The 18,925-nt window shown below is 74.4% G+C and carries 16 protein-coding genes; 6 read left to right on the top strand and 10 right to left on the bottom strand.

What is annotated here, in order from left to right; translation table 11 throughout:
- Positions 1-30: 30 nt before the first annotated feature.
- Together FHX81_RS36085 and FHX81_RS36080 are read left to right on the top strand one after the other, a co-directional pair.
- The gene (locus tag FHX81_RS36085) at positions 31-975 is read left to right on the top strand and encodes a P1 family peptidase (protein WP_141982961.1); all 945 of its coding nucleotides are present in this window, start codon (positions 31-33) and stop codon (positions 973-975) included.
- 11 nt (positions 976-986) lie between these two features.
- The gene (locus tag FHX81_RS36080) at positions 987-1,550 is read left to right on the top strand and encodes a DUF4865 family protein (protein ID WP_246108139.1); all 564 of its coding nucleotides are present in this window, start codon (positions 987-989) and stop codon (positions 1,548-1,550) included.
- Here the strand turns inward: FHX81_RS36080 and FHX81_RS36075 are convergent.
- The 4 genes from FHX81_RS36075 to FHX81_RS36060 form a co-directional block, all read right to left on the bottom strand.
- A complete protein-coding gene (locus tag FHX81_RS36075; protein ID WP_141982959.1) occupies positions 1,528-4,806 on the bottom strand; it encodes a tetratricopeptide repeat protein in 3,279 nt (1,092 codons plus the stop codon). The two genes, FHX81_RS36080 and FHX81_RS36075, sit on opposite strands and share 23 nt — an antisense overlap.
- Before the next feature lie 115 nt (positions 4,807-4,921).
- A complete protein-coding gene (locus FHX81_RS36070) occupies positions 4,922-6,247 on the bottom strand; it encodes a GGDEF domain-containing protein (protein WP_141982958.1) in 1,326 nt (441 codons plus the stop codon).
- Positions 6,248-6,617: 370 nt separating this feature from the next.
- The gene (locus FHX81_RS36065; protein WP_170232296.1) at positions 6,618-7,772 is read right to left on the bottom strand and encodes an MFS transporter; all 1,155 of its coding nucleotides are present in this window, start codon (positions 7,770-7,772) and stop codon (positions 6,618-6,620) included.
- A gap of 2 nt (positions 7,773-7,774) precedes the next feature.
- Complete coding sequence (locus tag FHX81_RS36060) at positions 7,775-8,971, bottom strand: MFS transporter (RefSeq protein WP_211363655.1); 1,197 nt, start codon at positions 8,969-8,971, stop codon at positions 7,775-7,777.
- A gap of 97 nt (positions 8,972-9,068) precedes the next feature.
- On the opposite strand from FHX81_RS36060, the gene FHX81_RS36055 reads away from it, so the two are divergent.
- Positions 9,069-10,013, top strand: a complete 945-nt coding sequence (locus FHX81_RS36055; protein ID WP_281291768.1) for an RNA polymerase subunit sigma-70 — start codon at positions 9,069-9,071, stop codon at positions 10,011-10,013.
- Positions 10,014-10,222: 209 nt separating this feature from the next.
- On the opposite strand, the gene FHX81_RS36050 is transcribed toward FHX81_RS36055, so the two are convergent.
- Together FHX81_RS36050 and FHX81_RS36045 are read right to left on the bottom strand one after the other, a co-directional pair.
- Entirely contained in the window at positions 10,223-10,849 is a 627-nt protein-coding gene (locus FHX81_RS36050) for a DJ-1/PfpI family protein (protein ID WP_141982955.1), read from the bottom strand.
- 12 nt (positions 10,850-10,861) lie between these two features.
- Complete coding sequence (locus tag FHX81_RS36045; RefSeq protein ID WP_141982954.1) at positions 10,862-11,854, bottom strand: GlxA family transcriptional regulator; 993 nt, start codon at positions 11,852-11,854, stop codon at positions 10,862-10,864.
- An 80-nt stretch (positions 11,855-11,934) separates the two neighbouring features.
- On the opposite strand from FHX81_RS36045, the gene FHX81_RS36040 reads away from it, so the two are divergent.
- Both FHX81_RS36040 and FHX81_RS36035 read left to right on the top strand, forming a co-directional pair.
- Positions 11,935-12,684, top strand: a complete 750-nt coding sequence (locus FHX81_RS36040) for an aminotransferase class IV (protein ID WP_141982953.1) — start codon at positions 11,935-11,937, stop codon at positions 12,682-12,684.
- Between the two features lie 44 nt (positions 12,685-12,728).
- Entirely contained in the window at positions 12,729-13,613 is an 885-nt protein-coding gene (locus FHX81_RS36035) for a hypothetical protein (RefSeq protein WP_141982952.1), read from the top strand.
- Here the strand turns inward: FHX81_RS36035 and FHX81_RS36030 are convergent, their stop codons facing one another.
- Together FHX81_RS36030 and FHX81_RS36025 are read right to left on the bottom strand one after the other, a co-directional pair.
- A complete protein-coding gene (locus tag FHX81_RS36030) occupies positions 13,614-14,063 on the bottom strand; it encodes an Lrp/AsnC family transcriptional regulator (RefSeq protein WP_211363654.1) in 450 nt (149 codons plus the stop codon).
- Positions 14,060-15,187, bottom strand: coding sequence for a M24 family metallopeptidase (locus FHX81_RS36025; protein WP_141982951.1), 1,128 nt, complete (start codon positions 15,185-15,187; stop codon positions 14,060-14,062). Before FHX81_RS36025 ends, FHX81_RS36030 begins: the two co-directional genes overlap by 4 nt.
- Before the next feature lie 405 nt (positions 15,188-15,592).
- Between FHX81_RS36025 and FHX81_RS36020 the strand changes: the two genes are divergently transcribed.
- Positions 15,593-16,534 (top strand): 5'-3' exonuclease, encoded by a 942-nt coding sequence (locus FHX81_RS36020; RefSeq protein WP_141984317.1) that lies wholly within the window; start codon positions 15,593-15,595, stop codon positions 16,532-16,534.
- Between the two features lie 380 nt (positions 16,535-16,914).
- Here the strand turns inward: FHX81_RS36020 and FHX81_RS36015 are convergent, their stop codons facing one another.
- Positions 16,915-18,126, bottom strand: a complete 1,212-nt coding sequence (locus tag FHX81_RS36015; protein ID WP_170232295.1) for a GNAT family N-acetyltransferase — start codon at positions 18,124-18,126, stop codon at positions 16,915-16,917.
- Positions 18,127-18,240: 114 nt separating this feature from the next.
- On the bottom strand, positions 18,241-18,924 hold the full coding sequence (locus FHX81_RS36010; RefSeq protein WP_141982949.1) for a DUF4333 domain-containing protein: 684 nt from the start codon (positions 18,922-18,924) through the stop codon (positions 18,241-18,243).
- Position 18,925 lies beyond the last annotated feature (1 nt).

Below are 18,925 nucleotides of genomic sequence, written 5' to 3'. Positions count from 1 at the left end.
GCCGGGTCGGACCGGTCGTACCATCGGGGCGTGCGGAACGCGATCACCGATGTGCCGGGTGTGCTGGTCGGGCACGCCACGCGGATCGGTGGCGGCGCGTTGACCGGTGTCACGGCGGTGCTGTTCCCGGCCGGGTCGGTGTCCACCGTGGACGTCCGCGGTGGTGCGCCGGCGACGCGGGACACCGCCGCGCTCGACCCGCGCTACGGCGGGCGCGAGGTGCGCGGTGTCGTGTTGGCCGGTGGCAGTGCGTACGGGTTGGCGGCGGCGGACGGGGCGGCGCGCGAGGTGGGGTCGTTCGTGCCCGCCGCCGCGTTGTTCGACCTCGGGCGCGGTGGTGACTTCTCGGCCCGCCCGGGGGCGGAGGAGGGGGCCGAGGCGGTGCGGAACGCGGGCGTCGAGGTGGCCCAGGGCAACGTCGGCGCGGGCACGGGTGCGCTCAACGCCACGCTGAAAGGCGGCCTGGGCACGGCGAGCGCCGTGCTGCCCGGTGGCGTCGCGGTCGGCGCGGTCGCGGCGCTCAACGCGGTCGGCCCGTCGGTCGACGTCGACACCGGCCTGCCGTTCGCCACGCACCTCGGGCTGCCCGGCGAGTTCCCGACCTACCAGGGCGACGACCTGGCCGCGGCCCGGGTCGAGGGCCACGCGCCGCCGTTCAACACGGTCATCGGCGCGGTCGCCACGAACGCCCGCCTGCCGCACCTGTTCGCCCTGGCCAACGCCGCGCAGGACGGTCTCGCGGCCGCCGTCCGACCGGCGCACGGCCTGACCGACGGCGACACGGTGTTCGCCACCTCGACCGGCACCCACGACGCGGGCGACGTCGACCTACTGCTCGCCGCCGCCCGCGCGGTGTTCGCCCGGGCTCTGGTCCACGGCCTGCTCCGGGCCGAGTCGGTCACCACGCCGTGGGGCCGGCTCCCGGCGTACCGGGAGCTCTACCCGCGCACCGCCGCCACCTACCGGGGGAACTGACCATGCACGCGATGCACTACGAGATCACCCTGCCCGCCGACTACGACATGGACGTCATCCGCACCAGGGTCGCCACGCGCGGCTCGGCGCTGGACGGGTTCCCCGGCCTGGGTCTGAAGGCCTACTGCGTGCGGGAACGCGGTGTGGACGGGTCGCCGGTGAACCAGTACGCCCCGTTCTACCTGTGGCGCACCGTCGAGGGCATGAACAGCTTCCTGTGGGGTCCGGGGTTCCGGGGCATCGTCACCGACTTCGGCCGACCCACCGTGCAGCACTGGACCGGTCTCGCCTTCGAACGCGGCACCGCCGCCGACCCCACCGAGGCGACCAAGCGCACCTGGCGGCTGCCCGCGTCCGGCGACCCGGCCGAGGCGATCGACCAGGCCCTCGCCGAGCTCACGTCCCTCAAGGGCGACCCGGCGCTGCACAGCACCGCGCTGGCGATCGACCCCCGGAACTGGGAGCTGGTGCACTTCAGCCTGTGGAGCGCGGCGCCGGACGCGGAGGTCCGCTTCCGGGTGCTGCACCTGTCCCGGCCGGAGCTCACCGACCTCAGCGCGGGCCGCCACTGGTAGTCCGCGACCGGCCCGGCCCGGGGTCGCGGGCCCGGTCGGCGTAGGGCACGGACACGTAGCCGACCAGGTCGAGCACGCCGCCGCTGGTGCGGTCCAGCTCGCGGGCGAACGCGCGGATGTGCGCGTCGACGCGGTCCATCAGCCACGCCAGCAGCACGACCACCACGTCCGCGAGCAGACCCACCTGGAACGGCATGTCCTCGCGCCGGCCCGCGGTGACCGCGCTGGCGAAGTCGGTCATGCCCCGCTGGGTCAGCTCCAGCGGCCCGGTCTCGATCGCCCGCTTCATCGAGTCGACCACCAGCGGCAGCACCGACGCCCACACCTCGCGCGGCGCGACCTCGCAGATCAGGCCGCCGCTCAGCGCCGCGGTCCACAACGCCTCCGGGTCCCGGGCCCGGACCGCGCCGACGGCGAGGTGCGGCAGCAGCTCCGCGCCGCGCTCCCACGCTCCGGTGGCGACGAGCTTCGACACCGCGTGCCGGTAGTGCCCCAACGCCGGCCCGTGCTCGCCGCGCGCGGTCAGCACGCCGCCCAGGTCGTCGTGGAACGACGCCACCTCGGCCGCCGCGCCGACCTGCTCGGCGCGGGCCAGGCCGACGGCGGCGTAGTGCTGCGCGGTCTCCAGGTCGCCCCGGTCCCGGTGGCACGCGCCGAGCCGGCGCAGCGCGGCCAGCTCCTGCCGGTCGTCACCCAGGGCGCGGAACAGCTCCACGGCACGCGACCCGGCCTCGATCGCCTCGGCCGACTCGCCCCGCTCCCGGCGGCGGTCGCACTCGGCGAGCGCGAACGCGGCCTGCCGGGCCCGGTCGCCCAGCTCCTCGGCCAGGTCGTGGCCCTCGACCGCGTAGCGCAGGGCGGTGTCGGGGTCGGGGTCGCCGAGGTCGGCGAGCACGGTGATCGACTCCAGCCGCCCCGGTCCGTCCCGGCGGGCGCGGTGGTCGTCGTACGCCAACCGCGCCGCCTGGCCGGCTTCGTCGGTTCTGCCTTCGCGCATCAGCAGCCTCGCCATCCGCAGCAGGACGTCCGCTCGGTCGCGGCACGCGTCGCCCAAGCCCACACACCGTTCGAAGTCCGCGAGCGCGGCCCCGTATTCCCCGCGCCGCTCGAACCGGGCGCCGGTCAGCTCGAACCTGGTCGCCCACCGGGCTTCCAGCTCGTCGTCGGGCAGGTCGAGCCCGGTCAGCACGGCGTCGACCCGCTCGACCAGCACGGCGGCCCGCTCGTCGTCGTCCTCGAGCTCCAGCTCGGCCAGCAGCACGTCCGCGTAGGACGGGCTGTCGGTGACCTCGCCGGTCTCGGCGACCTCGCGCAGCGCCGTGAGCTCCCGGTGCAGCACGGGTGCGAGCGGGTCGGCGCGGTCGCGGGCGGCGGCGGCCAGCAGCTCGCACCCGGTCAGCGCGGCCTCGGCGTCGGTGGTGGACCGGTCGCGCCACTCGTCCAGCCTGCCGTTGACCGTGCCGACGTACAGGTAGGACCGCTCGATGCCGCCGGGCGTGCCGGTGTTGACGATGGCGCGGGCGGCGGGTGTCTCCTCGGCGGTGAGCCGTCGCACGACGGTGCGGGCGAACCCGGCGGCGAGGTTGGGCGGGATGGTCCACAGGGTGCCGATGTAGCCGCGCGCGCCGGCGCGGACGAACTCGCGGCCCAGCCGCGTCCACGAGCGGCACGAGTTGTTGAACACGATCGGCCGGTGCCGCAGCGTCACGGGCAGGTCGTCGTCGGGCAGCGTGTCGTCGCCCAGCGCGATCGCGTCGTCGGCGTCGTGGCAGTTGAAGAACACCAGCTCGACCGGCAGGTCCGCGACGAGGTCGCGCAGCACCCTCGGCGAGGCGTCCTGCCGGGACAGCACGATCGGGTGCGTGTGGTGGCCGAGCGACGCGGTCGTCTCCGGGGCCTCGCGGAACGCGCCGGCGTCGACCACCACGCTGAACGCGCCGGGCTCGCGCGCCACGCCCGCCCGGTGCAGCTCGGTGAGCACGACCAGCGTCGGGTCGGCCACCACGTGCCCGATCGGCTTGCGCGCCCAGCTCACGTCCCCGGTGTGCACGAACGAGTACGGCAGGCCGGTGGTGAACGCGGTCAGCCGGCGGTCCCCGACCCGGTCGACGGCCTCGGCGGGGACCTGCGCGGTGACCACGGCCTCGACCGCCGCGTACGGGTCGTGCCCGCCGGAGGACAGGTACCGCCACAGCGCCTCGACGAACCCGATGCCCTTCACCGCGTCGCCGATCGCACCGGCGGCCGCGGTGACCCGCTCCTGCTCCTCGGCCACCACCGCGCGCACCTCGGCCAGGTCCGGCTCCGGCGTGATCACCAGCCGCGCGCCGCGGTGGTGCGCGTACACCGCGGCCACCAGGTCGTCCACCCCGCCGGTGCGTTCGACCAGCACGGCCTCGTCGCCGTCGTCCGGGTCGTGCTCGTCGAACGGCACGGGCGGCGCGCCGTCGTCCACGCGCAGCGCCGCGCCCGTGCGCAGGGCGGTGAACAGCGCGGCGACGAAGTCGGCGTCCGGCGCGACGTCCAGGGTGCGCTCCGGTTCGCCGCCGCGCAGCACCTCCCACGCCTTGGCGGTCAGCCCGACGGGGTCCTCGCACGGCAGGTGCAGGCGTTCGGGCAGGTCCGGGACCACGTCGGCGTCCGGCCCGGCGTCCCCGGGATCGGCGAGGAACACCGCGCGGCGCACTCCCGTGGCGGCGAGCAGGGAGGTCAGCAGCCGGTCGTGCCGGTGCGAGGAGGAGTCCGGGGGCCGCAGCGCGACGACGGGGGTGACGCGGTCCGCGGGCAGGCACGACACCACGACCGCGGCCTCGCGCACCTGGTCCGGCCGGCACACCACGACCGTGTCGCCGACCGGGAACACGGGCTCGCTGATCACCGTGACGTCCAGGTCGGACCGGCCCGCGGGCAGCCGCACGACCACCCCGCCGTCCTCGACCTCGCACGGCGCGGAACCGGACACGAGCAGCGTCACCGCGTCCGGCAGGGCGAACGACACCCCGTCGGCGGTGGCGGTGGCGGGCGCGGCCACGGCGAGCCGCCAGCGGGCGGGCGCGGGCAGGTCGAACCGCTGCCGCAGCACCGCGCGCACGTGCCCGTCCCGGGTCTCCTCGACCAGCAGGTCGCGCGCACCCGCCTCGGCGGTCAGCTCCTCGCCCGCGTCGACGGGCGCTTTGCCGTGCACGTCGAGCAGGACGGCACGCAGCAGCCCCGCTTCGAAGCGGAAGCGGATTCCGTGCGGAGCACCGAGGTCCACTGGCTCACGACCCTTGCAAGCGAGGAGTGTCCACCGGGTGGAAGGAGGTGGCGGGCAGAAACTACGCCACCGGAGGGCTCGACCTGTAGCAGATCCGCCGGGGTAGTCGCGGTTGTTACACCCCGGGGCGTTCGGAGCGGGCTGCGGGCGTCCACCGGGCGTGGCGGTGCCCGCCCGCCGTCCGCACCCGGTCGCGGCCGAGCCGCTTGGCCTCGTACAGCGCCGAGTCGGCCGCCGCGAGCAGCCCGGACACGGTGTCCTCGGCGACCTCGGGCCACACCGCGATGCCGATGCTGACGGTGAGCCCGCCGACCACGTCGCCGTCGCCGACGTCCACGAGCACCCGGTGCACCTCCGAGCGCATCCGCTCGGCGACGGCCACGGCCTCCTCGTGGTCGACGCCGGGCAGCAGCACGGCGAACTCCTCGCCGCCGAAGCGGCCGACCGCGTCGCCGCGCCGGACCGCGCTCTCCAGGGCCGACGCGATGCGCCGCAGCACCAGGTCGCCGGCCTGGTGGCCGTGGGTGTCGTTGACGTCCTTGAAGTGGTCGACGTCGATCATGAACAGGCCGACCCGCGCGCCGGGCGGCTGCCGGCGGGTGCGCTCCAGCTCCAGCGTGGCCTGCAGGTGCCAGGCCTCGGCGTTGAGCAGGCCGGTCTTGGTGTCGGTGCGGGCGGCCAGCTCCAACTGGTGGATGAGCACGGTGCGGTGCAGGGCGACGGCGGCGGCGACCATCGGCAGCGCGAACCCCGGCCACCACGCCACGGCGAGGGCGACGAACCCGCCCAGCGCGAGCTGGCCCGCTTCGAGCAGGTTGTCCCCGGCGCTGCCGAGTGCGTCGCGCACCGAGCGCGGCCGGACGGTCAGCAGGATCACCCCGGCCACCAGGGCGGTGTTGACCAGCCACTGCGCCGCACCCGCGCCGACCAGGCCGACGAGGTCGAGCGGGCCGTCGGGCTGCCCGAGCCGCAGGTGCCCGCGCAGGCCGGTGAGGTCCGCCACGGTGCTCGCGGCGAGCGTGGCCAGCACCATCATCGACGTGGTGAACACGTTGCGGTGCGGTGGGCGTGAGGCGTCCCAGCGGCCGACGACCCACCAGCGGTGCGCGTACATCAGCACGACGAGCGCGACGGCGAGCGCGGGCGGCAGCACCAGCGCGCCGGCGAGGATCCAGATGCTGCACAGGTCGACGTGCGGCAGGTGGCTGTGGTCGCGGCGGACGCGCTCGATCCAGCGGGAGCTGTGCAGGTGCAGCGCGGCGCAGCCGAGCAGGACGGCGAACGGGGTCCACGAGTCGGCGGGCACGGGCCACCCGGTGGCGGCGGTGAGCGCGAGGACGGCCAGCAGATCCACCGACAGCACGTACACCAGGGCGGGCCGCGGCAGGGACCATAGTGACCAGCGTCGATCGCCCGACGACGTCGAACGCGCTCTGCCCATGGTTCCTCACGACCGTCTGCCCCGGACCGTCACGGCGTCCGGACGGAGGGTCACAGTAATGGTGACCTGTGTCGATGTCAGCCGCTACCGGGGTGACGCGACCCACTGGAGGTGAGCGCGGTGCGCGACAAGATCTGGTGAAACCGCAGGTGGGTGAGGTGACGAGACGGGAGTGGGGTGTGGTTGTGCGCGACAGGACCTGGTGATCCCCCGGGTGCCCACCGGTTCCGGCCGACCGCGAGCCACGTCGAGGGGAGGTGCGCCGCCATGCGCGACAAGATCTGGTGAAGACGGGAACCCCTGACGGACGTCAACGCCCTGGAGCACGTGCGGGCCGCGGTGAGCACTGCCACTCCCGCGGCCGGCGCGGTCAGTCGACGCGCGCCCGGAGCAGCCACAGGCACGCCGTCGCGGCGCCGAGGCCGCTGAGCACGAGCGTGGCGCGCAGGCCGACGGCGTCGCCGAGCAGCCCGCCCACCAGCGCGCCCGCGGGCGCGGTGCCCCAGACGGCCGTGCGGATGGTCGCGTTGACCCGGCCGTGCAGCGCGGCGGGCGTCGCCTCGTACCGCACCGGCACCTGGTGCACGTTGTAGACCTGGAGCGCGAACCACATCACCGCCACCGCGCCGACCACGAGCACGTCCACCGCGACCAGCGCCTGTCCCACGCCGGTCACCAGGACGGCGACGACCATCGTCCGGCGCCGGCCCCACCGCTCGCCCGACCGGGCCGCGACGAGCGCGCCGAGCAGCCCGCCGACCGCGCCGACGGACAACGTCAACCCGGCCCGTGCCGCGGACAGCCCCAGCGCCGAGACCAGGTGCAGGAGCACCACGACGGTGAAGGCGTTGAACCAGAAGACCTGGGTGGCGGTGCACAACGTGACCCGCCGCAGCCCCTGGTGCCCGAACACGGCCCGCACGCCGTCACCCACGCCCGCGCCGGCCTGCGGCCGTTCCACGACCCGCACCCACAGAAGCGTCACGGCCGCGACGAGGAAGCTGACCGCGTCGACCACCAACGCGCCCGCCGCCGTGACCACCCCGACCAGCCACCCGCCCAGGGCGGGGCCCGCGACCTGCGCCGTGGCCTGTCCCACCTCCACCGCGCCCTGGGCCCGCGTCCGCTGTTCGGCGGGCACCACCATCGGCACGAGCGCCAGCCCGGCGACGTCCCCGAACACCGCGAACGTCCCCGCCACCGCCGCCACCGCGGCCAGCGACGCCACCGTCAGCGCACCGAGCCCCGCCGCCACCGGCACGACCGCCAGGCACACCGCCTGCCCGACCGCGCACACCGCGGCCACCACCCGCCGCGGCAACCGGTCCACCCACACCCCCGCCGGCAACCCGAACACGAGGTACGGCACCCGCCCGCACGCCGCCACCACCCCGACCTCGAACGCCCCCGCGCCCAACGTCAGCGCCGCCACCAGCGGCACCGCCACGGCGGTCACCTGCGACCCGACGAGCGACACCGCCTGCCCCGCCCACAGCAGCAGGAACGACCGGTTGCGCCGCAGCACCGTCAGGCGACCGCGGCGGGGGCGACGCGGGACCACGCGGTGGTGGCGGTGAGCGCCAGGACGGTGCCGGCGATGCCCGCGACGGCGATCGCGGTGGTCGCGGAGCCCGTCGCGGAGGCCAGCAGGCCGCCCGCGGCCACGCCGAGGCCCTGCGCGGCGACCAGGCCGCTGCGGGCGAAGCCCAACGCCTGGCCGCGCTGCTCGTCGGGCACCAGGCGGACGAACGTCGCGCCCGCCGTCACCTGGTACGCGCTGAACACGCCGCTCAGCGCCAGCAGCGCCACCGCGCCCACGAGGTCCGGCGCGAACAGGTACCCGACCAGCGGCAACGCGGTGGCGACGGCCAGCAGGCCGAGCAGCCGCACGCGCGTGGACGCGGGCAGGAACCGCAGCAGCACGGTGCCCAGCACCATGCCGGCCGGGTCGGCGGCCAGCAGCAGGCCGACGCCCGCCGCGCCCGCCCCGACCTCGGCCGAGAACGGCGCGGCCAGCCCTTCCGGCACCACGGTGAACAGCGCCAACCACCCCAGCCCCACCAGCAGCCGCAGCCTCCGGTCCCGCCACACCAGCGCGGCGCCGGCCCTGATCCGCACGTGGGCGGCGGGCACGAACGCCGGAGCGGGCCGTTGCCGCAGGCCGAACCGCAGCAGCAGCGCCGACAGCGCGAACGTCGCCGCGTCCGCGAGCAGCGCACCGGACGTGCCCAGCCACGCGACGACCAGCCCGCCGCCGACGAAACCGAGCAGCAGCCCCGCCTGGTGGGTGATCAGGTGCACGGACTGCCCGGCCTCGTACTCCTCCCCCAGCACGGTGGGCAGCAGGGCGCCCTGGGCGGCGGCGAACGGCGGCTCGGCCAGTTGCGCGACCACCAGCAACGCGGCGACCAGGGGCAGCGGCACGCCCGGCACGGCCATCACGGCCAGCAGCACGGCCCGCACCGCGTCGGCGACCACCATCACGGTCCGCCGCGGGTACCGGTCGGCCAGACCGGTCAGCAGCACGCCCGACACCAGCGCGGGCAGCATCGTCAACGCGTAGGTCAGCGCCGTCCACGCGGCCGACCCGGTGCGCTGGAACACCAGCACCGACAACGCCACCCGGGCCAGCTGGTCGCCGACGGTCGACAGCACCGCCGCCGACCACAGCACCCGGAACTCCGGCACCGCGAACACCGCGCGGAACCCCGTGCCCCCGACCAAGTGCTCCCCCGATCCGAGCGACCGATGAGTTTCCCGGGCCGACCGCGTCTCAAGTTGTGCGGCGTGCGACCGGCACGTCACCGTACAAGCCCGGAGGGTGACCATGAGCGAGGTTGCGCGGATGACGGTGGACTTCACGCGGGAGGCCGAACGGCACCGGCACGAGCTGCGGGTGCACTGCTACCGGCTGCTGGGCTCGTTCGACGAGGCCGAGGACCTGGTGCAGGAGACGTTCCTCAAGGCGTGGCGGGCCCGCGACACGTTCGAAGGGCGTTCGTCGTTCCGCGCGTGGCTGTACCGGATCGCGACGAACGCGTGCCTCGACGTGATCGGCCGGCGTCCCGCGCGGGCCACCACCGACGAGATGCCGGTGGCGGACGTGCCGTGGTTGCAGCCGTTCCCGGACGCCCTGCTGGACGCCGAACCGGACGCGGAGGTGGTGGCGCGGGAGACCATCGAACTGGCGTTCCTGGCCGCGGTGCAGCACCTGCCCGCCAAGCAGCGGGCGGTGCTGGTGCTGCGGGACGTGCTGGGCTGGCCGGCGAGCGAGACGGCGGCGTTGCTGGAGGAGACCGTGCCCGCGGTGAACAGCGCGCTGCAACGCGCCCGCGTCACCATGCGCAAGCACCTGCCGCAACGGCGGACCGACTGGTCGGGCGAACCGAACCCGCGCGAGAAGGCCGTGGTCCGCAAGCTGGTCGAGGCCACCGAGAGCTGCGACGTGGCGCTGATGGCGTCGGTGCTGCGCGAGGACGTCACGTGGACGATGCCGCCGCAGCCCGAGTGGCACCGGGGCCGGGACACCGTGATCGACATCTGGGCGCCGGTCATGGTCGGCCCGGAGGCGTTCGGCGAGTGGAAGGTGCTGGTGACGTGGGCGAACCGGCAGCCCGCGCTGGCCAACTACGCCCGCAGGCCCGGCGAGGAGCACTTCAAGCCGGTGGCGCTGGACGTGCTGCGCGTGGAGGGCGACGAGATCGCGGAGGTCGTCACGTTCCCGTCGGACCGGTTCCCGCTCTTCGGCCTGCCCGCGACGCTGTGACCTTCGACGTCCGGCTGGTCACCGTGGCCGACGAGCGGCCCTACGACCCCGGCGAGTGGCGTGACGCGCTCGTGGTCGTGCTCAGCGGCACGCTCGACCTGGACGGCGAGCTGTTCGCGGAGGGCTCGGTGCTGGCGTTGGCCGGCCTGCCGCTGCGGGTCCTGCGCCGGCACGGCGGGCAGCCCGCCGTGCTGGTCGCGGTGAGCCGGTCAGCGCCCGGCGAACACGCCCCGGGCGAAGGCGACGAGGTCGGCGGCCGGTTCCCCGGGCACCTCGACCTCGTGGGGAGGCTCGGGGTCGTACTCGATGAACAGCTGGGTGAACCGGGCCCGCTCGTCGCCCCACAGCAGGCCGACGAGGGTGAGCGCCAGGTCGATCCCGGCGGACACCCCGGCGCCGGTGACGACGGTCCCGTCGACGACCACCCGGTCGGTGCGCACCACCGCGCCGAGGGCGGCCAGCTCGTCGCGCAGCGCCCAGTGCGTGGTCGCGGGCCGGCCGGCGAGGATGCCCGCCTGCGCCAGCAGCGTCGACCCGCTGCACACCGACGTGGTCCAGGTCGCGGTCGGGTGCACCGCCCGCAGCCACGCCGCCACCACCCCGTCCGCCAGCGCCTCCGCCCAGCCACCGCCGCCGGGCACGACGATCACGTCCGCGCGGTCCAGCTCGGCGAACGTCGTCGTCGGCACGACCGCCAGCCCCGCGTCGGTGGTGACCGGGTCGGGCGAGGCGGCGACGAAGTGCGCGGTCACCTCCGGCTGGTGGGCCAGCACCTCGTACGGCCCGACCAGGTCGAGCGCGGTCATCCTCGGGTAGAGCACGAAAGCCACGTCCACGTCGATCCCCTCCTATGCCGCACCGGTGGTGCGGAACCTGTCGCGGTACCCACCCGGCGTCACGCCGAGCACCCGCAGGAAAGCCCGGCGCAGCGTCTCCGCGGAGCCGAACCCGGTGCGCCTGGCCACGACGTCCAGCCCTTCGTCGCCGGACTCCAGCACCGTCGCCGCCGCTTCCACGCGCACCCGCTCGACGAACCGGGCGGGTGAGACGCCGACGCGGCGCGGGAACACCCGGGCGAAGTGGCGCGGGCTCATCGCGGCGCGGCGGGCCATCTCCTCGACCGTCCAGCCCGCGGCCGGGTCGTCGGTGATCGCGTCGAGCACGGCCCGCAGTCCCGGCTCCCGCACGGGCGGCACCCGCGACCGCACGCTGAACTGCGACTGGCCGCCGGGGCGTTGCAGGAACACCACCATCCAGCGGGCGACCAGCCGGGCCAGCGCGGCGTCGTGGTCCTGTTCCACCAGGGCCAGCGCGAGGTCGATGCCCGCGGTGACGCCGGCGGACGTGACCAGCCGCCCGTGCCGCACGTAGATCGCGTCCGGCACCACGTCCACCGACGGGTGCCGCGCGGCCAGCCGGTCGCAGTACGCCCAGTGCGTGGTGGCGCGGGCGCCGTCCAGCAGCCCGGCCTCGGCCAGCACGAACGCGCCCGTGCACACGCTGGCCACCCGGCGCGCGCCGGTCGCTACGCGCCGCAGGTGGTGGCGCAGTTCGTCGTCGCGGGCCGCGTCGGCGAACGTGAAGCCGCCGACGACCAGGACCGTGTCCACCCCGCCGGACACGTCCCGCAGGTCCTCGGCCTCCACCCGCAGCCCGCCCGTCACCTCGAACCCGCCACCGACAGCCGCCAACCGCACCCGGTAGCCGTCGGGCGTCCCGTGACCCGCACGGGCCGGGTCGGTCGTGCGCGCCCGGTTCGCGCCGTCGAACACGTCCGCCGGGCCCGCGATGTCGGTCAGCGCCGCACCGTCGTACCCGACCACCAGCACCTCTCGTTCCACACCGCCCACCCTCTCCCCTCGCCGACGGGGGCGGCAACGACCGGCGACCCTCGATTCCGGCCACGCTACGGTCGGCGACCGTGCTGAGGATCGAGATCGACGGCGGGCCGCCGACCACCGAGCGGCTGGCGGCCGGGCTGCTGGCCAACTACGGGCACTTCACCGCGATGCAGGTCCGCGACCGCCGGGTGAAGGGCTTGGACCTGCACCTGCGGCGGCTGGACCGGGCCAACCGCGAGCTGTACGGCACGGGCCTGGCGGGCGAGCACGTCCGGGCCCTCATCGCCCACGCGCTGGGCGACGTGCGTGACGCGGCCGTGCGGGTCGTCGTGTTCGGTGTCGCCGAGCCGTCGGTGCTGGTCGCGGTGCGCCCGCCGACCACGCCCCCGACGACGCCGCAGCGCCTGGTGCCGGTCGCCTACACGCGCCCGTTGCCGCACGTGAAGCACCTCGGCGGGTTCGGTCAGCTCCACCACGGCAAGCGCGCCGGACAGGCCGGTTTCGACGACGCGCTGCTCACGTCCGACGGCGTGGTGGTGGAGGGCGCGATCGCCAACATCGGGTTCTTCGACCGCGACGGCGGCGTGGTGTGGCCGCGGGCGGACTGGCTGCACGGCATCACGATGCAACTGCTGGAACGGGAACTGCCGTCACGCCGGGAGGTGGTGCGGTCGGTCGACGTGGGCCGCTACCGCGGCGCGTTCCTGGCGAACTCGATCGGCCTGGTGGGCGTGTCCCGGATCGACGACGTCGAGTACCCGGCGGACGACCCGGCGCTCGACCGCGTCCGGGCCGCCTACGACGCGATCCCCGCCGACCCCGTCGAGTAGAGCCACCGATCCCGTCCGACCCGTCCGCGTGAGAGCGTGGACGGGTGATCGACTACCGGGTGCCGTTGCAGATCGCCGTGCTGTGGATCGCGGTGGGCGTGACCGCGACGGCCGTGGGCTGGCTGGTGCTGTTCGGGTTCCTGGTCGAGAGCGCCGGGCTGGTCGGCGTCGGCATGCTCGGCCCGTTCGTCGTGGTGTACCTGGTCGGCACGCTCATCCCGGCCGGCAGCCCGTGGACGGCCACGCCGCTGCGCCGGGTCGGTTGGGCGGCGCTGGTGACCGTGCTCGGGCTGGTCGGGATCGTGTTCCACCACGCGGTGGTCGAGGCGAGCACGCCCGCCGAGCCGCCGACGTGGCTCGTGCTGCCCGCCGTCGGGATACCGTTCGCGCTGGTCGCGGCGATGCTGGCGCACGGCCTGGTGGTGCGGCTGGCGGCCGTCGCGGTGACCGTCGCCGCGGTGGCCTTCGGCCTGTGGTTCCCCACGACGATGCCCGCCGACGACACCGCGTCCCGGATCCGGAACGCCGGGCCTCCCGGTGGCGTGCTGCTGGTCGCCACGCCGGAGGGGTACCACCACCCGTCGTTGCGCATCGAGGACGACCGGGCGATCTACCGGTTCACGCCGGTGGACCCGGCCGTCCGGCCGGGCGCGGTCCCGCGGCTGGTCGTCCGGCCCGCGACCGTCGAGGGCACGGAGCCGGTGCACCGGGTCGACGGCGCCGAGCACGTGGTCGTGCGGCGGATCGGCGACGTGGAGGCGGTGGCGGTCGTGTCCGACGCGGCGGACGTGGCGGTCGCGCGCGAGTGGGTGCGGTCCGTGCGGCCCGCGACCGACGAGGAGGTCGAACTCCTCCTGCCGGCCGCGCCCGGCCGCCGCGACCGCGACGTGCTGCGCCCGTTCGCGGACGCGTGGGCGCGGTTGTTCTGATCAGACCGCGGGCGGCCGGTCCTCGTACGGGGTGGACAGCACCACCGTGGTGCGAGTGGACACGTTCGCCACCTCGCGGATCTGCCGCAGCAGCTCCTCCAGCCCGTGCGGCGACGCGACCCGCACCCGCAGCACGTACGACGCGTCGCCGGCCACGGAGTAGCACGCCTCGATCTGCGGCAGGTGCTCCAGCCGTTTCGGGTAGTCGTCGGGAGCAGCCGGGTCGATCGGGGTCAGCGAGATGAACGCGGTCAGCGGCAGGCCGATCTCGTCGCCGTCCAGCCGCGCCGCGTAGCCGCGCACCACACCGCGCTGCTCCAGCCGCCGCACCCGCTGGTGCACCGCCGACACGCTCAGCCCCACCCGTTCGGCGAGGTCGGTGAAACTGCACCGGCCGTCGGCGGCCAGTTCGCGCAGGATCGCCCGGTCTGTCGGCTCCAGGTTCGTCACGCGGGCAACACCACCAGCTCGTGCGGTCGGTTGTTGACGCTCTCCACGCCGTCGGCGGTCACGATCACGATGTCCTCGATCCGCGCGCCCCAGCGGCCGGGCAGGTAGATGCCGGGTTCGACGCTGAACGCCATGCCCGGCTCCACCGGCAGGTCGTTGCCCTTGACGATGTAGGGGTCCTCGTGCACGTCCAGCCCGATGCCGTGGCCCGTGCGGTGCACGAAGTACTCGCCGAAACCCGCGTCGGCGATGATGTCGCGGGCCGCCGCGTCGACCGCTTCGCACGGGACACCGGGCCGCACCGCCTCGACGGCGGCCCGCTGCGCGTCCCGCAGGACCGCGTAGGTCTCCCACACGTCCGCGTCACGCGGCTCGCCGAGCACGTAGTTGCGCGTGGAGTCGGAGTTGTAGCCCTCCGCGACCGGGCCGCCGATGTCGACCACCACCACGTCGCCCGCCTCGATCACGCGGTCGGACAGGTCGTGGTGCGGCGACGCGCCGTTCGGGCCGGAGCCGACGATGACGAACTCGGCCAGCACGTGGCCCTCGGCGACGATCGCCGCGGCGATGTCCGCACCCACCTCGGCCTCCGTGCGGCCCGGGCGCAGCCACTCGGCCATGCGCGCGTGGACCCGGTCGATCGCCGCACCCGCCTTGCGCAGCGCGGCCACCTCGGCGGCGTCCTTGCGCATCCGCAACTCCCGCACCACGGGCCCGGCCAGCACCTGGTCCCCACCCACGACATCGCGCAACCGCAACGTGTGCAACGCGGGCATCATGTCCGACACCGCGGTCCGGCTCCCCTTCACCGCCCGCTTGACCAGCGCGTACGGATCCTCGCCGTCGACCCACGTGGCCACGTCGACCCCGAGCGCGTCGGTGGGCACGTCGACGTAGCCGGGCTGCTCCAACTTGGGCACCACCAACACGGGCGTCCCACCGACCGGCACCACCAGACAGGTCAACCGCTCGAACGACGTCCCACCGGCACCGAGGAGGTAGCGCAGATCCGAACCGGGCGCGATGAGCAACGCGTCAACGCCCGCGGTGGAGGCGGCAGCGGCGGCGCGGTCGAGACGCGCCCGCAACGCGTCCACGTCCACGGGCCCAACTTGGGTCGACATGGGAGGAAGCCTAGTGGTGCGAACCCCGTCGCACGCCACAAGCCACCGCACCCCGACCTTCACCCATCCGAGCCTGCCCCCATCCCCACCAGCACTTTCCCTCCCCTGTCTTTCCCCAACGGGTGAACCTTCAGAACTCCAATCGAAAAAACACCGTTATCGAACCTCTCGAACGTCGGTTGGAACAACGAGGCCGCCGGCAACCACCCCCACACCCGAAACCCGAACCCCACCCACCTCCACTCCGCGACACCTGCCACGGGAGTCGGCGCCGGGCCCCGGACACCGGAACCCGCCACCGGAACCTGGCACCGGACCCCACCCCGGGGAGCCACCGCCGGGAGTTGTCCACAGGACCACAGCGGGCGACCCGCGGTGTCGGAGGTCTCTGGCAAGCTGTCCCAGGTGAGCAACCCGCTGGTCCTGATGGACGCCGCCAGCCTCTACTTCCGGGCGTTCTACGCGCTGCCCGAGTCGATGACCGCCCCGGACGGCACACCGGTCAACGCGGTGCGCGGGTTCGTCGACACGATCGCGAAGGTCATCACCGACCGGAAGGCGAGCCGCCTGGTCGCCTGCCTGGACGCCGACTGGCGCCCGGAGTTCCGCGTCGCCGCCCTGCCGTCGTACAAGGCACACCGCGTCGCCGAGGGCGCCGTCGACGGCGAGGAGGAGGTGCCCGACACCCTCACCCCGCAGGTGCCGATCATCCTCGACGTGCTGGACGCCGTGGGCATCGCCACCGCCGAGGCGGCCGGCTACGAAGCCGACGACGTCATCGGCACCCTCGCCGCCCGCGAGGCCACCGACCCGGTCGAAGTCATCACCGGCGACCGCGACCTGTTCCAGGTCGTGCGCGAGGAACCGACGCCGGTCCGCGTCCTGTACCTCGGTCGCGGCTGGGCGAAGGCGGAGCTGCTCGGACCGCAGGAGTTGGCCGCCAAGTACGCGCTACCGGTGCAGGACGCCGGGCGCGCGTACGCCGGGATGGCCGTGCTGCGCGGCGACCCGTCCGACGGCCTGCCCGGCGTCGCCGGCATCGGCGAGAAGACCGCGGCGAAGCTGATCAGCGAGTTCGGCTCGCTGCAAGCCGTCCTCGACGCGGTCCACGACGGCCGCGACCGCAAACTCACCACCCGCGCCCGCACCGCCCTGCTCAACGCCCAGGACTACCTGGCCGTCGCACCGACCGTCGTCAACGTGGCCACCGACGCCGACATCGTCATGGACCGCCCGGACCTCGTGCCCGCCACCCCGGCCGACCCGGACCGCGTCGCCGAACTGACCCGCCGCTGGGGCCTGGGCAGCTCGCTGCCGCGCCTGCTGTCCGCGTTGGAACGCCGCTGAGTCGGCCTCCGCGAAGCGATCAGCGACGAGTACGCGCGACCGCCGACCGCCGAGTGTGACGCCCGGCGCCCGGTGGCGGGCGTTCACGTGAGTCGATCACTGGTGATGACCATCGACAGTGGACGGTCGGCGGCGCGTCACCGGTCGCGGAAGTCGTTGGCGGATCGGATGGCCGGAGTGCGTCGATCACGAGCAGGTGGTCGACGGTGACTTCGTGCTCGCGCGAAACGAGCTGGTGCGTGGGATGCGACGGCGGTGCGGCGGGTTGGGCCGGCTACGTCCGTGAGCACCATCGAGTGAGCACCATCGAGTGAGCAACGATCGGGCAGGCGCAGTGGAGTGACGAGCGATCGGCGGTGAGCGGTTGGAAGGGTGAGCGGTTAGAAGAAGGTGCCGCTATACGGCACCTCGGACACCGCGAACAGGGCGTCGGCGCGAGCCGGGGCGGTGGGGTCCACGACGTCCAGGCGGCGCGTGGCGGCGAGCGTCGAGAACGACACGTCGCCCAGGTAGGTGGAGGCGAGCACGTCGACGTCCAGCACCAGCTCGGGGTCGTCGTCGACCCGCGTCGCGCCGTCCGCCGTCACCCGGTACGCCCCCGCGTTCTCCGGCAGGTAAGCGTCACGCACCCCGATCACCACCGGCTCACCCGACCGGTACGTTCGGGCCGACAGCGCGGCCGGCACGTCCACCAGGCGCAGCCACGTCTCGTCGACCTCCTCGACGACCCGGCACGCCCGCCGGTCACCCAGCAGCCACTCCACGGGCTCGTCCACCGGCCGCCCGGACGCCGCCACCCGATCCACCAGGTCGATCCCGAGCACGAACAGCCACAGGTCGGCCCACGCCTCGGCGTCGCGCGCCCACAGGTCACCGACCGTCAGCGTGGTCGGCTTGTCGTCGCTCGAGTCGTGCTCACCCGGCGCGACCTTGAACATCACGTAACCGTCGGCCTCACCGGATGTGCCGTAGCGCACCGCGATCTTCAGGTTCTCCTCGCCCGCCACCCGCCGCACGGTCAGGCCCCACCACGCGGGCCACCGGGCGATCGTGCCCGCACGACCCGGCGACAGCTCGTCGAACAACCCGCGCGCGACCCGCTCCCCCGCCTCGCCCTCGACCAGCCGCACCCGGCCGACCGGGCGCGTGCGGGGCGCGGCCGTGCGCCGGTCGATGCGCAGGAACCGGTACCGGGTGGCGACGCCGTACCCGTAGCGGCCGTAGATCGCGGTCTCGGACGCGCGCAGGGTCGCGGCCACGTCACCCGCGGACCGCAACGCCCGCAGTTGTGCCCGTTGCAGCGCGCTCAACACCCCGCGACGCGTCCAGTCCGCCCGCACACCGACCCGGCTCACGGCCGCGTGCGGCACGACGCCGCCACCCGGCACGGCCAGGCGGGACGGGAACGACTGGACGGTGCCGATCAGCTCGCCGTCGGCGAACGCGCCGAACGTGCGGCCGGGCTCGTACGACTCCCGCGCGAACTTCCACTGGTCGTCCGGCGCGGGCGTGTAGTGCAGCGTGCCGCGGAACAGGCTGTGGGCGGTCCGGTACTCGGAGTCGTCCAGCACGCGGACGTCGTGGTCGGTCACCTCCGCATGGTGCCCCACAACTCGCTCGCTTCGCTAACGAGTTTCCCCTCACAACGCCCGAGGCCACCCCCGCAACCAGCGCGGGAGTGGCCTCGGGCTCGACGGGCGGGGCGATCAGCCGGCGGGCTGGCCGACCTCGTACTCGCCGTCCTCGGTCTTCACGGTGATCTTGACCGTCTTGTCCTTGCCGCCGACCTTCACCTTGCACTCGAAGGTCGTGTTCGGCTTGACCTCCTGCTCGGCCGGGCAGGTCGCGCCCTCGACGTCGGAGATCTTGTAGTCGTCCTTCAGCACGCCGACGACACCGTTCTGCACGGCGGTCTGGTCGAACACCTTCGTGTTGAAGAACCCCGGCGCGACGAAGCCGGTGATGCCGACGGCCGCGACCACCAGCACGACGAGCGCCACCACGACCCACAGCACGGCGCCGGACTTCTTGGCGGGCGGCTGCTGGCCGTACTGACCCGGCTGCCCGTACTGGCCCGGCTGCTGCCCGTACTGGCCCGGCTGCCCGAACTGGCCGGGCTGCCCGTACTGGCCCTGCTGCGGCTGGCCGTACGGGTTGGACTGCGGGTTGTTCGGGTCGTACCCGGCGGGGTACTGCTGGGTGTACGGCTGCTGGGGCTGCTGCTGGCCCCACTGCTGCTGCGACGGGTCCGGCTGCCCGTAGGGGTTGGGCTGCTGAGCGGGGAAACCACCCGACGGCGTGCCGGGGTACCCACCACCGTAGGGCTGTTGCTGCTGGCCCCACTGCGGCTGCGGGTCGTTCCCTCCGGACGGTCCGTACGGACTGGTCATG

Origin of the sequence: Saccharothrix saharensis, from assembly GCF_006716745.1 — a bacterium.
GTDB lineage: Bacteria > Actinomycetota > Actinomycetes > Mycobacteriales > Pseudonocardiaceae > Actinosynnema > Actinosynnema saharense.
The sequence above is the reverse complement of the archived record's forward strand: the minus strand, read 5'-3'. Positions and strand labels throughout refer to the sequence as shown.